The sequence below is a fragment of the Klebsiella sp. JN_Kp122 genome, from assembly GCF_040062085.1.
In the GTDB taxonomy this organism is placed as follows: Bacteria; Pseudomonadota; Gammaproteobacteria; order Enterobacterales; family Enterobacteriaceae; genus Klebsiella; species Klebsiella aerogenes.
In genome coordinates this window covers 107,532-121,654 of the sequence record NZ_JBEAHW010000040.1, presented here as the reverse complement: position 1 = coordinate 121,654, position 14,123 = coordinate 107,532, and the positions used below count along the sequence as shown (strand labels likewise).

The following is a 14,123-nucleotide window of genomic DNA, read 5'->3' as shown; positions in this document are numbered from 1 at the left end:
AGCCTAATACATGAACAATATGAACGTAATTATTGCCGATGACCATCCGATCGTACTGTTCGGCATTCGCAAATCACTTGAGCAGATCGAGTGGGTGAATGTTGTTGGCGAATTTGAAGATTCCACAGCCCTGATTAACAACCTTCCTAAGCTTGACGCGCACGTTTTGATTACCGACTTGTCGATGCCTGGCGACAAATATGGCGATGGGATCACCCTGATCAAATACATCAAACGCCATTTCCCGGAGCTGTCGATCATTGTCCTGACGATGAACAACAACCCGGCGATCCTGAGCGCAGTACTGGATCTCGACATTGAAGGGATCGTGCTGAAACAGGGCGCGCCGACCGATCTGCCGAAAGCGCTGGCCGCGCTGCAGAAAGGCAAAAAGTTTACCCCGGAAAGCGTCTCCCGCCTGCTGGAGAAAATCAGCGCCGGCGGCTATGGCGACAAACGCCTGTCGCCGAAAGAGAGTGAAGTTCTGCGTTTGTTCGCTGAAGGCTTCCTGGTCACCGAAATCGCCAAAAAGCTGAACCGCAGCATCAAGACCATCAGTAGCCAGAAGAAATCGGCCATGATGAAGCTGGGCGTTGAAAATGATATCGCGCTGCTGAACTACCTCTCTTCCGTTTCTCTCACCTCAACGGATAAAGAGTAATTCACATTTCCCGGATGGCGGCAAGCCGCCGTTTCCGGGCCATTCTGAAGGCTTATTCCCCCCCGGAAAGCATCGCGCTCCGGGGCGATCTCAACACGATAAAGTGCGACTTCAGCTTGTTTTTCTGGCTTTACGCACCTGCGCGGCATAGGTGGCCAGCGTGTGCTTGAGGATATCCAGCGTCACTGGTTTTGACAGACAGCTATCCATTCCCGACTCCAGACAGCGTTGTTTTTCTTCCGCCAGCGCGTTTGCCGTCACGCCAATAACCGGTAGCGTCATCTCCAGTTGACGGATCCGCTGCGTCAGACGGTAACCATCCATGTTTGGCATGTTCACGTCGCTGAGAACAATATCAATATGTTGTTTACTCAGGACGTTAAGCGCATCGACGCCATCATTGGCCGTCACGCATTGATAACCCAGTGAGCCAAGCTGATCGGCCAACAGGCGGCGGTTAATCGGGTGATCGTCGACCACCAGAATCATCATGTCGTCATTGCTGACCGTTGGCGCGTCGTGAGCCGACAGCGCCGGACCATTCTCTTCTACCGCCAGCACCAGATGCAGCAGGCGTCCCAGCAACGGCAGAAGTTCATGCGGCGTGGTGACGCTATGCAACCACTCTCCCGGCGCGCGCTCAACGGGGATACCGATATGCCGACGGCAGAAGATCACCGCAGCGCTTCCCGGCCAACGCCCGCTGAGTTCATCATCGGTTAATAAAATATCGTCAGCGGCTGGCGTCTGGCCAGCAAATTGCCGTACCGTCAGACCATGATATTGCAGCAACGATTCGATAAACAGCGCCAGTGACGTATTATGAATCGCCAGCCAACAGGTGCTGTTGCTGTGCTGTTCGGCCAACAGCGGCGGCATCTGCTGCATGCCGTATAACGGAATGCGAATGGTGAAACGGCTCCCCATGCCGGGTTCAGTTTCCACGTCAATGTCGCCATCCATCATGCTGATGAGTTTTTCACAGATAGCCAGTCCCAGGCCGGTTCCCTGGAAATTACGCTGCACCCCGGTACCAACCTGGAAGAACGGGTCGAACAGGCGCACAACCTCTTTCGCCGGGATCCCTTCGCCGGTATCACGTACGCTAATTTGCAGATAGTCGCCGGCGCGCCGTACATGCAGCACGATACAGCCGGTATCGGTAAATTTAATGGCGTTACTCAGCAGGTTGGAAATGACCTGCTGCAGGCGCATCGGGTCGCCAATCATCGTCTGCGGGACATCCGGCTCAATGAAGCAGTACAGTCCAAGCTGCTTGCGCACTACCAGCGGTAGATAGTTCGCCGAAATATGATTCATCACCTCGCGCGGCGAAAACTCTCGTGGCTCGATTTTGAGCTGCTCAGACTCAATTTTCGAGAAGTCGAGAATATCGCTGATAATCTTCAAAAGCAGGCTGGAGGAGTTATTCATCGCCGTCACCAGCCGATCGACGCCCTTCGGCAACGCTTTGGTCTGCAGCAGGTCGAGGTTGCCAATAATGCCGTACAGCGGCGTACGCAGCTCGTGGCTGACGGTGGCGAGGAACATCGATTTCGACTGACTGGCCTGCTCCGCCGCCTGGGCCATCTCCTGCAGCGACTCTTCCATTTTCACACGGGCGGAAACGTCAACCAGCACGCAAATCGCGACGTTTTCATTACGATATCGCGAGTGTACAAAACTAATCTGCAGGTTGGTGTTGTTGCTGGTTAACACGTCGACGAAGTTGACCTGCTGGCCGCAAATAATCTGCGTGAGCCGCTGGCGGTCTTCGTGCGTCAACATATTCAGATAGTTATGCGCCAGTTCGTTACTCAGTATATTGGTGCCGTCCTGCGTGCGTAGAATGCAGATCCCGACGGGTGCAGAGGCAACGATTTTACGGTTGAACTGCTCATGTTCCTCCAGCCGTTGAGCGTCGTTTTCCGCCGGTATAAAGATCCGCCGTTCATACATACGCGCCAGCGCGAACAGGATCGCGCCGGTCAGGATATTCAGCACGATAGCGTTGAGGATCAGCATCCTGATACGCTCCAGCACCTGATCGACGGAAACCGAATAGACAATGCTCAGTGATGATGGCAGCAGGCTCTTTTTCAGCACCAGCTCGCGGAAACCAGAGCTGTAGCCAAACCACATCCGCTCCTGCATCCAGCGGGTTTCCGGTTTAATGCTGTTATCCGGCCCGGCAAGGGAAATGAGCTGCTGACCGTTATCGTCGAGGATCGTCACGCTCATCGGCAGGCTACCTGGCGTAAAGAAGCTCTCCATGCGGATAGTCTGCTCAACGCCGAGCATCGCCTGCAGGCGGTTAGCCATGTAGATTGGCGTCAGAGCATAGAAATAACCGACGCCTGGACGCACGCCCTGGCTAATCCAGAACAGGTTATTGCCGCGCTCGTTTTGCGGCGCATCGCGATATTGTTCGATACGCTGATGCAGCACCTTCAGCGCCTGATCGCGCTCCAGCGGCATATCGCGCAGGCCGAAGTTAGCCATGCAGAGGTTGTCGCTGCCAATTAAAAAAATACGGTTCAGGTCGTAGGCGGCAGAGAAATTATCCCGCCAGTAGCGCATGAACCACGCCAGCGATTGCAGTGAGTTGCGCCAGGCGCCGCTCATTGCGCCGCAGTCGGAATCCGGATACAGCGGTTCAAAATTAGGGATTGTGATATTGCCGCTATTGGCAAGTAACGCGCTACCCTCGCTCCCGGTCGCCGCGCGGTTGCCTGCGACGTACTTCAGCTCTTTAATGACATCCGCAGTCCGCTGGATGTAGCGCTGCGCCTGGTCGGCGTTAAGATTCAGCTCCTGACGAATTTCCGATTCACGTTCATGCAATGCGTTAACGATATAAAACACGGAGACAAAGGCAATTAGCATCCATAGCAGAACCGCCAGCGCTCTGAACAGATAACGAGAAACCTTTAAGGTCGTATGAAACGAGGCAAGATATTTCAATGGGGCAATGCTCGGTCGTCAGGGGCTCAACAGAATGGGGTTAAAGTAGCGGTAAATGGGCTTTGCCGCAATGTTAATGCAAAAAGGGCCGGGATAACACCCGGCCCTTTCAGAACATTTACCTGCGACGATTACTCTTCGTCTTCGGCGATGTCGTCGTCAGCGTCGTTTTCCGGCGCAATATCATCATCGCCTTCCGCTACGCTGCCATCGATGGCATCCAGTTCTTCGTCGTCAACCGGCTCAGCCACGCGCTGCAGGCCGACAACGTTTTCATCTTCCGCGGTACGGATCAGAATCACGCCCTGAGTATTACGACCCACGATGCTCACTTCAGAAACGCGAGTACGCACCAGGGTGCCCGCATCGGTAATCATCATGATCTGGTCGCAATCATCGACCTGCACGGCGCCGACCACGGAACCGTTACGTTCGGTGACCTTAATAGAGATAACGCCCTGCGTCGCACGCGACTTGGTCGGATATTCTTCGGCCGCGGTACGCTTGCCGTAACCGTTTTGCGTCACGGTCAGGATCGCCCCTTCGCCACGAGGAATAATCAGCGACACGACGCTATCTTCGCCCGCCAGCTTGATACCGCGTACGCCAGTTGCGGTACGGCCCATCGCGCGAACGGCGTCTTCTTTAAAGCGCACCACTTTACCAGCGGCGGAGAACAGCATCACTTCGTCCTGGCCAGAAGTCAGATCGACGCCGATCAGTTCGTCGCCTTCGTTCAGATTGACGGCAATGATACCGGCAGAACGCGGGCGGCTGAACTCGGTCAATGCCGTTTTCTTCACGGTACCGCTGGCGGTCGCCATAAAGACGTTAACGCCCTCTTCGTACTCGCGAACCGGCAGGATAGCGGTGATACGCTCGTCAGCTTCCAGCGGCAGCAGGTTGACGATTGGTCGACCACGCGCGCCGCGGCTAGCTTCCGGCAACTGATACACTTTCATCCAGTACAGACGACCACGGCTGGAGAAGCAGAGGATCGTGTCATGGGTGTTGGCCACCAGCAGACGGTCGATAAAGTCTTCTTCTTTAATACGCGCTGCCGATTTACCTTTACCGCCACGACGCTGCGCTTCGTAGTCGGTTAACGGTTGATATTTCACATAGCCTTGGTGCGACAGGGTCACGACAACATCTTCCTGGTTAATCAGGTCTTCGATATTGATATCAGCGCTGTTGGCGGTGATTTCGGTACGACGTGCATCGCCAAACTGTTCTTTAACCAGCTCCAGCTCTTCGCGAATAACTTCCATCAGACGATCGGCGCTGCCCAGGATGTGCAGCAGCTCGGCAATCTGATCCAGCAGCTCTTTGTACTCGTCGAGCAGTTTTTCATGCTCCAGACCGGTCAGTTTCTGCAGACGCAGATCCAGAATCGCCTGAGCCTGCTGTTCGGTCAGATAGTACTGGCCGTCACGCACGCCGAACTCTGGCTCCAGCCATTCCGGACGTGCGGCGTTATCGCCGGCGCGCTCCAGCATCGCGGAGACATTGCCCAGATCCCATGAACGCGCGATTAAACCCGCTTTTGCTTCCGCCGGCGTCGGCGCGCGGCGAATCAGTTCAATGATCGGATCGATGTTAGCCAGCGCAATCGCCAGCGCTTCAAGGATATGCGCACGGTCGCGCGCCTTGCGCAGTTCGAAAATAGTACGACGAGTGACAACTTCGCGGCGGTGACGAACAAACGCCGCAATGATGTCCTTCAGGTTCATGATCTTCGGCTGACCGTGGTGCAGCGCAACCATGTTGATACCGAAAGAAACCTGCAGTTGGGTCTGGGAGTAGAGGTTGTTAAGAACCACTTCACCCACCGCGTCGCGTTTCACTTCGATAACGATACGCATACCGTCTTTGTCAGATTCGTCGCGCAGCGCGCTGATGCCTTCAACGCGTTTTTCTTTCACCAGCTCGGCGATTTTCTCAATCAGGCGCGCTTTGTTCACCTGATACGGAATTTCGTGCACGATGATGGTTTCACGACCGGTTTTCGCGTCAGCTTCGACTTCCGCGCGCGCGCGAATGTAAACTTTACCGCGACCGGTACGATAGGCCTCTTCAATACCGCGACGGCCGTTAATGATAGCGGCGGTCGGGAAGTCCGGGCCCGGAATGTGTTCCATCAGCCCTTCAATGCTGATGTCTTCGTTATCAACGTATGCCAGGCAGCCGTTGATAACTTCCGTCAGGTTATGCGGCGGAATGTTGGTCGCCATACCTACGGCGATACCGGAAGAACCGTTCACCAGCAGGTTAGGGATTTTTGTCGGCATGACGTCAGGGATTTTCTCCGTGCCGTCATAGTTGTCGACGAAATCAACCGTCTCTTTTTCGAGATCGGCCATCAGCTCATGAGCGATCTTCGACATACGGATTTCCGTATAACGCATCGCTGCAGCGGAGTCGCCATCGACAGAACCAAAGTTACCCTGGCCATCGACCAGCATATAACGCAAGGAGAACGGCTGCGCCATACGTACGATGGTGTCATAAACGGCGGTATCACCATGCGGGTGGTATTTACCGATTACGTCGCCAACGACACGGGCTGATTTTTTATAGGCTTTGTTCCAGTCATTGCCCAATACGTTCATGGCGTATAGTACGCGACGGTGTACCGGCTTCAGGCCATCTCGGACATCCGGCAGCGCACGGCCAACAATGACCGACATCGCATAATCCAGATACGAGCTTTTCAGCTCTTCCTCAATGTTGACCGGTGTAATTTCTCTCGCAAGGTCGCTCATCTAACCGCTATCCCTCTACTGTGTCCCGGATTCAAAGGTCGCAAATTATAACACAGCCGTCGTAATAGAGGTAAAGCAATACGGTTTATTCGTGGCAGTCTGCTGATATACTCGCAGGTCAGAACAGAAAAGGAGTAAAAGCGCCCATGAATGCCGAAAAACCGTCGGTGGCCCCCAACGTTGATCACAATGAAATCGCCAAATTTGAAGCCGTCGCCTCGCGCTGGTGGGATCTAGAAGGCGAGTTCAAACCGCTGCATCGCATCAACCCGTTGCGCCTTGGCTATATTGCCGAACGCTCCGGCGGCCTGTTCGGCAAAAAAGTGCTCGATGTCGGCTGCGGCGGCGGCATCCTCGCCGAAAGCATGGCGCGCGAAGGTGCGACGGTCACTGGTCTGGATATGGGCTTCGAGCCGCTGCAGGTCGCAAAACTGCACGCGCTGGAGAGCGGCGTTCAGGTAGAGTACGTGCAGGAGACCGTCGAAGAGCATGCGGCGAAGCACGCCCAGCAGTACGACGTCGTCACCTGTATGGAGATGCTCGAGCACGTCCCTGACCCACAGTCGGTAGTGCACGCCTGCGCTCGGCTAGTGAAGCCCGGCGGCCAGGTCTTCTTCTCGACCATTAACCGCAACGGCAAAGCGTGGCTGATGGCCGTGGTCGGCGCGGAATACGTGATGAAAATGGTGCCAAAAGGTACGCATGACGTTAAGAAATTTATCAAGCCGGCGGAGCTCATCGGCTGGATCGATCAGACTCCTCTGAAAGAGCAGCACATTACCGGCCTGCATTACAATCCGCTCACCAATACCTTCAAGCTGGCGCCGGGCGTTGATGTTAACTATATGTTGCATACAACGGCGAAAAAAGCATAACGTCATACGTTTTTATGATGATGATTGCGCGGCATCAAGCTGCGCAATTTTCCCTTCCGACGAAGAAATCAGCACTCGATCAAATTTTGATTTTTTTTTCTGTTTTATTGACTTCTTCTCCAGGCCTTATACGGCGTGGACTTAGCGATTATTACGCCTGCGCAACCTCAAATTAACGTCAAAATCAACCCTTGTACTCAAAAGAATCCTTACTAAAATAACTCACCATATAGCGTTCTTTTTATCGACAACCCCCTACATATAGTATTTATCCACAGAGTTAGTCACAACGACTGGCTGTGGATAAATGGGGGGATATTTTTTCTCACGGACAGGTAAAAACCACATGAATCAGAGTCTGCTGGTGACAAAGCGCGACGGTAGCACCGAGCGTATCAATCTCGACAAAATCCATCGCGTACTAGATTGGGCGGCAGAAGGACTGAATAACGTTTCGATTTCCCAGGTAGAGCTGCGTTCGCATATTCAGTTCTATGACGGCATTAAAACCGCCGACATCCACGAGACCATTATTAAGGCCGCAGCGGACCTGATCTCCCGCGATGCGCCGGACTACCAGTACCTGGCCGCGCGACTGGCGATTTTCCACCTGCGCAAGAAAGCGTTTGGCCAGTTTGAACCGCCGGCGCTGTACACCCATGTGGTGAACATGGTCGAAAAAGGTAAATACGATCATCATCTGCTGGAAGACTACACGGAAGAAGAGTTCCAGCAGATGGACGGTTTTATCGACCACTGGCGCGATATGAACTTCTCCTACGCGGCCGTTAAGCAGCTGGAAGGTAAATACCTGGTGCAGAACCGCGTCAGCGGCGAAATCTATGAAAGCGCCCAGTTCCTCTATATTCTGGTTGCGGCTTGCCTGTTCTCTAACTATCCGCGTGAGACCCGTCTGGACTATATCAAGCGTTTCTATGACGCGGTGTCCACCTTTAAAATCTCGCTGCCGACGCCGATCATGTCTGGCGTGCGTACCCCAACCCGTCAGTTCAGCTCCTGCGTACTGATCGAGTGCGGCGATAGTCTGGATTCGATCAACGCCACCTCCAGCGCGATTGTGAAATATGTTTCCCAGCGCGCCGGTATCGGTATCAACGCCGGCCGCATTCGTGCGCTGGGTAGCCCAATCCGCGGCGGCGAAGCCTTCCACACCGGCTGCATCCCGTTCTATAAGCACTTCCAGACCGCGGTGAAATCCTGTTCGCAGGGCGGCGTTCGCGGCGGCGCGGCCACCCTCTTCTATCCGATGTGGCATCTGGAAGTCGAAAGCCTGCTGGTGTTGAAAAACAACCGCGGCACCGACGCCAACCGCGTTCGCCACATGGACTACGGCGTGCAGATCAACAAGCTGATGTACACCCGCCTGCTGAAAGGCGAGGACATCACCCTGTTCAGCCCGTCCGACGTTCCTGGCCTGTACGATGCGTTCTTCGCCGATCAGGACGAGTTCGAACGTCTGTACACTAAATACGAAAAAGACGACAGTATCCGCAAACAGCGTATTAAAGCCGTTGAGCTGTTCTCGCTGATGATGCAGGAACGCGCCTCTACCGGCCGTATCTATATCCAGAACGTTGACCACTGCAACACCCACAGCCCGTTCGACCCGGTTGTCGCGCCGGTGCGCCAGTCTAACCTGTGCCTGGAAATCGCCCTGCCGACCAAACCGCTGGACGATGTGAACGACGAAAATGGCGAAATTGCGCTGTGCACGCTGTCGGCATTCAACCTTGGCGCCATCGATAGCCTCGATGAGCTGGAGGATCTGGCGGTACTGGCGGTGCGCGCGCTGGATGCGTTGCTGGATTATCAGGATTACCCAATCCCGGCGGCTAAACGTGGCGCGATGGGTCGTCGTACGCTGGGTATCGGCGTTATCAACTTCGCTTACTATCTGGCGAAACATGGCAAGCGCTACTCCGACGGCAGCGCCAACAATCTGACGCACAAAACGTTCGAAGCTATTCAGTACTATTTGCTGAAGGCCTCCAACGAACTGGCTATCGAACAAGGCGCCTGCCCGTGGTTCAATGAAACCACCTACGCGCAGGGTATTCTGCCGATCGATACTTATAAGAAAGACCTGGATGCGATCGTGAGCGAATCTCTGCATTTCGACTGGGAGCAGCTGCGCGAATCCATTAAGACTCACGGCCTGCGTAACTCCACGCTCTCCGCGCTGATGCCGTCTGAGACCTCTTCGCAGATCTCCAACGCCACCAACGGCATCGAACCGCCGCGCGGCCACGTGAGCATCAAAGCGTCGAAAGATGGGATTTTGCGCCAGGTCGTTCCGGATTACGAAAATCTGCAGAACGCCTACGAACTGTTGTGGGAAATGCCGAATAACGACGGCTATCTGCAGCTGGTCGGCATCATGCAGAAGTTTATCGATCAGTCGATTTCCGCCAACACCAACTACGACCCGACGCGTTTCCCGTCCGGAAAAGTGCCGATGCAGCAGTTGCTGAAAGATCTGCTCAACGCCTATAAATTCGGCGTGAAAACGCTGTACTATCACAACACCCGTGATGGCGCGGAAGACGCCCAGGATGACCTGGCCCCGTCAATTCAGGACGACGGCTGCGAAAGCGGCGCATGTAAGATCTAAAGTATTTTTGCCGGGTGGCGCGATGCCTACCCGGCCTACGGTTTTGTAGGCCCGGCAAACGCAGTGTCGCCGGGCGATACAATCTCAACAGGACCCACTCATGGCATACACCACTTTTTCACAGACGAAAAACAATCAACTGCTTGAGCCGATGTTTTTTGGCCAGCCGGTTAACGTGGCCCGCTACGATCAGCAAAAATATGACATCTTTGAAAAGCTGATTGAAAAGCAGCTCTCCTTCTTCTGGCGCCCGGAAGAAGTCGACGTTTCGCGCGATCGCATCGACTATCAGGCGCTGCCGGAACATGAAAAGCATATATTCATCAGCAACCTGAAATATCAGACGCTGCTTGATTCCATTCAGGGCCGTAGCCCGAACGTCGCGCTGCTGCCGCTGATTTCCATCCCGGAACTGGAAACCTGGGTAGAAACCTGGGCTTTTTCCGAGACGATCCACTCGCGCTCCTACACCCATATTATCCGCAACATCGTCAACGATCCGGCGACGGTGTTCGACGATATCGTGACCAATGAGCAGATCCAGAAACGCGCGGAAGGCATCTCTCACTATTACGATTCTTTGATCGAAATGACCAGCTACTGGCATCTGCTGGGCGAAGGTACCCACACCGTTAACGGCAAAACCGTGACCGTGAATCTGCGCGAGCTGAAAAAGAAACTGTATCTCTGCCTGATGAGCGTCAACGCGCTGGAAGCGATCCGCTTCTACGTTAGCTTCGCCTGCTCTTTCGCCTTTGCCGAACGCAAGCTGATGGAAGGCAACGCCAAAATTATTCGCCTAATCGCCCGCGATGAAGCGCTGCACCTGACCGGCACTCAGCATATGCTGAACCTACTGCGCTCCGGCAGCGACGATCCGGAAATGGCGGAAATCGCCGAAGAGTGCAAACAAGAGTGCTATGACCTGTTCGTGCTGGCGGCGCAGCAGGAAAAAGAGTGGGCGGACTATCTGTTCCGCGACGGCTCGATGATCGGCCTGAACAAAGATATTCTCTGCCAGTACGTCGAGTACATCACCAATATTCGCATGCAGGCGGTGGGCCTCGATCTACCGTTCCAGACCCGTTCCAACCCGATCCCATGGATCAATACCTGGCTGGTTTCCGACAACGTTCAGGTCGCGCCGCAGGAAGTGGAGGTCAGCTCTTACCTCGTCGGCCAGATCGATTCTGAAGTCGACGCCGACGATCTGAGCAATTTCCAGCTGTAATGAAGCGGATTTTCTTAAGGATTTCTGACACTCGCCTTGAGTGTCAGGATGAACATCCTTCCCTGTTGGCCGCGCTTGAATCGCATAACATCGACGTGGAGTATCAGTGCCGCGAAGGCTATTGCGGTTCCTGCCGCACGCGTCTGGTGTCAGGCCAGGTTGACTGGCTGACCGAACCGCTGGCGTTTATCCAGCCGGGAGAAATTTTGCCCTGCTGCTGCCGGGCGAAAGGCGATATTGAGATCGAGATGTAGTGTTGTCGATGTGTGCGGCCTGATGCCCTCACCCCGGCCCTCTCCCACAGGGAGAGGGGGAAAACATAAAAAAGGGCCTTACGGCCCTTTTGTTTTATTTCGCGTCCAGGAACTGCACCGCTTTATCCGGGAAATCGGTAAACAAGCCGTCGACGCCCGCCTGATTATACAGCACGTCATAGAGCTGATTAACGTTAGTGGCGTACTCCGGCAACTGATCCGCGCGCACGGTGTACGGATGCACCTGCAGATGGCTGGCATGCGCTTCTTTTACCATCGCCGTCAGCTTCACCGCGCCCGGCTTCGAGCCTTCCGCTACCAGCATATGGTAATCCGGGCCGATACCGTCGGCGTACTGCGCAATCTGCGCCATCGCCCCCGGCTTGAACATCCAGTCATAGCTGTAGTTCACCCATTTACCATCGGCCTGTTTCTGCTGCGTTTCATTCCAGTCGGTATAGGCGATGAGCTGCACCAGATTGAGATCCATCCCCATCTTCGGCTCCAGCTCATGCTTAATGCGTTTGAGCTCGTTGGCGTCAAAACATTGCAGATAAACCTTATCCTGCTTGCTGGTGTAGCCATATTCCTTCAGCACTTTCAGCGTGCTGGCGGCAATATCTTTGCCTTCCTGATGGTGGAACCACGGCGCTTTGATTTCCGGGTAGATACCGATATTTTTACCCGTCGAATGGTTTAGCCCCTGTACAAACTCAATCTCCTCTTCGAAGGTATGAATACGGAAATCGGATTTGCCCATCGGGAAACGCCCAGGATAGGTTTGCACGTTTTTGCCATCTTTCGGCTCAAAACCTTCGGTGAACTTCAGCGACTTAATCTCGGCCAGGGTAAAGTCGATGGCGTAAAAACGGCCATCTTTACGCGCCCGCTGCGGGAAACGCTGCGCAACATCAGTCACCCGATCGAGATAGTGGTCATGCAACACCACCAGCCGGTCGTCTTTGGTCATCACCAGGTCTTGCTCAAGGTAATCCGCCCCCTGAGCGTAAGCCATCGCTTTCGCCGGCAGGGTATGTTCCGGCAGATACCCGCTGGCGCCGCGGTGGGCAATGACAATTTTATCAGCCGCTGCCGCGCTGAAGCACAGCGCAGAACTGGCCAAAATCATTCCACTCATTAACGCGGTAAGTTTCATTTTCATCGCCGCTCCTTAGGCTTGTTTCAGTTGTTGATGATGACGACGCTCGCCAAGCATGACGATAATCAACAGCAGTACCGCCAGTACGCTACCGCCAATCATCACCATGAAGCCGCCGTCCCAGCCAAAGAAATCGACGGTATAGCCAACAATGGCGCTCGCGGCTACGGAACCGCCGAGATAACCGAACAGACCGGTGAAGCCCGCAGCGGTGCCGGCAGCTTTTTTCGGCGCCAGTTCCAGCGCATGCAGACCGATCAGCATCACCGGGCCATAAATCAGGAAGCCAATGACGATCATACAGGCCATATCGACGCCCGGATTACCCGGTGGGTTCAGCCAGTAAACGATAGTGGCAATCGTCACCAGGGTCATAAAGAACACGCCGGTCGCGCCGCGGTTGCCTTTAAACACTTTGTCCGACATCCAGCCGCACAGCAAAGTACCGGGGATCCCCGCGTACTCATACAGGAAGTAGGCCCAGGAAGATTTATCCAGCGCGAAGTGTTTGACCTCTTTCAGGTAGGTCGGCGACCAGTCCAGAATGCCGTAGCGCAGCAGATAAACGAAGACGTTAGCGATCGCGATGTACCACAGCAGCTTGTTCGGCAGAATGTACTGCATAAAGATCTGCTTCGCCGTCAGCTCTTCTTCGTGCTTTTCGCTATAGTCATCCGGATAGTCGTTTTTATACTCTTCGATCGGCGGCAGACCGCAGGACTGCGGGGTATCGCGCATCATCGCGAAAGCAAAAATCGCCAGCAGGATCGCGCCGAAGGCCGGCATATACAGCGCCGCGTGCCAGTCGTTAAACCACGCCATCCCCAGCAGGAACAGCAGCGGCGGAATACCGCCACCGACGTTATGCGCGCAGTTCCACACTGAGACAATCCCGCCGCGCTCTTTCTGCGACCACCAGTGCACCATGGTACGACCACACGGCGGCCAGCCCATCCCCTGGAACCATCCGCACAGGAACAGTAATACGAACATGATCATGATGCTGGAAGTCGCCCACGGCACGAAGCCCATCACCAGCATCACCAGCGCCGCCAGAATTAACCCTGCCGGCAGGAAAATGCGCGGATTCGAGCGGTCGGAGACCGAGCCCATGATAAATTTCGAAAATCCGTAGGCGATAGAGATACCGGAAAGCGCGAAACCGAGGTCGCCACGAGAGAAGCCCTGCTCAATCAGATAAGGCATCGCCAGCGCAAAGTTCTTACGAACCAGATAGTAAGCGGCATAACCGAAGAAGATGCCAATAAAGATCTGCCAACGTAATCGACGATACAACGGGTCGATTTCCGCCGCCGGCAAACGCGCTTTATGCGCTGCGGGTTTAAAAATACTTAACATATCAGCCTCCGTGGCCATTGCTGTTTCACTGACATCGACGCAAAAAATCTAATTTATTCACGTACTTCTAATTAGGTCGCGATGGTAGGCAAAGCGTAGAACTAATACTGTGAAATATCGCACATTTTGTTACAGATATATGACAAAATTTTCCAATGTGAGCACAAAATCACAGCAAACGCTCGAATTGCGCGCAAATATGCTCGAAATCAAACATTCCACA

9 protein-coding genes are annotated in these 14,123 nt (G+C 54.4%); 5 read left to right on the top strand and 4 right to left on the bottom strand.

Annotated elements, in window-relative coordinates; genetic code table 11:
• Nucleotides 1-10 precede the first annotated feature (10 nt).
• A complete protein-coding gene (gene rcsB / locus ABLU78_RS16580; RefSeq protein WP_015365624.1) occupies nucleotides 11-661 on the top strand; it encodes a response regulator transcription factor RcsB in 651 nt (216 codons plus the stop codon).
• 111 nt (nucleotides 662-772) lie between these two features.
• Here the strand turns inward: rcsB and rcsC are convergent, their stop codons facing one another.
• Together rcsC and gyrA are read right to left on the bottom strand one after the other, a co-directional pair.
• Nucleotides 773-3,625, bottom strand: coding sequence for a two-component system sensor histidine kinase RcsC (rcsC, locus tag ABLU78_RS16575; RefSeq protein WP_048229130.1), 2,853 nt, complete (start codon nucleotides 3,623-3,625; stop codon nucleotides 773-775).
• A 131-nt stretch (nucleotides 3,626-3,756) separates the two neighbouring features.
• Entirely contained in the window at nucleotides 3,757-6,390 is a 2,634-nt protein-coding gene (gyrA, locus tag ABLU78_RS16570) for a DNA topoisomerase (ATP-hydrolyzing) subunit A (RefSeq protein ID WP_015706144.1), read from the bottom strand.
• Between the two features lie 146 nt (nucleotides 6,391-6,536).
• On the opposite strand from gyrA, the gene ubiG reads away from it, so the two are divergent.
• From ubiG to yfaE, 4 genes are all read left to right on the top strand, one after another.
• The gene (gene ubiG / locus ABLU78_RS16565) at nucleotides 6,537-7,265 is read left to right on the top strand and encodes a bifunctional 2-polyprenyl-6-hydroxyphenol methylase/3-demethylubiquinol 3-O-methyltransferase UbiG (RefSeq protein WP_020078258.1); all 729 of its coding nucleotides are present in this window, start codon (nucleotides 6,537-6,539) and stop codon (nucleotides 7,263-7,265) included.
• Between the two features lie 346 nt (nucleotides 7,266-7,611).
• Nucleotides 7,612-9,897, top strand: a complete 2,286-nt coding sequence (gene nrdA / locus ABLU78_RS16560; RefSeq protein WP_015365619.1) for a class 1a ribonucleoside-diphosphate reductase subunit alpha — start codon at nucleotides 7,612-7,614, stop codon at nucleotides 9,895-9,897.
• 100 nt (nucleotides 9,898-9,997) lie between these two features.
• Nucleotides 9,998-11,128, top strand: coding sequence for a class Ia ribonucleoside-diphosphate reductase subunit beta (gene nrdB / locus ABLU78_RS16555; protein ID WP_015365618.1), 1,131 nt, complete (start codon nucleotides 9,998-10,000; stop codon nucleotides 11,126-11,128).
• Nucleotides 11,128-11,382, top strand: coding sequence for a class I ribonucleotide reductase maintenance protein YfaE (gene yfaE, locus ABLU78_RS16550; RefSeq protein ID WP_015365617.1), 255 nt, complete (start codon nucleotides 11,128-11,130; stop codon nucleotides 11,380-11,382). The genes nrdB and yfaE overlap by 1 nt, the downstream gene beginning before the upstream one ends.
• Nucleotides 11,383-11,476: 94 nt before the next feature.
• On the opposite strand, the gene glpQ is transcribed toward yfaE, so the two are convergent.
• Both glpQ and glpT read right to left on the bottom strand, forming a co-directional pair.
• Nucleotides 11,477-12,544 (bottom strand): glycerophosphodiester phosphodiesterase, encoded by a 1,068-nt coding sequence (glpQ, locus tag ABLU78_RS16545; protein ID WP_048229134.1) that lies wholly within the window; start codon nucleotides 12,542-12,544, stop codon nucleotides 11,477-11,479.
• A 9-nt stretch (nucleotides 12,545-12,553) separates the two neighbouring features.
• Complete coding sequence (gene glpT, locus ABLU78_RS16540; protein ID WP_015365615.1) at nucleotides 12,554-13,900, bottom strand: glycerol-3-phosphate transporter; 1,347 nt, start codon at nucleotides 13,898-13,900, stop codon at nucleotides 12,554-12,556.
• Nucleotides 13,901-14,123 lie beyond the last annotated feature (223 nt).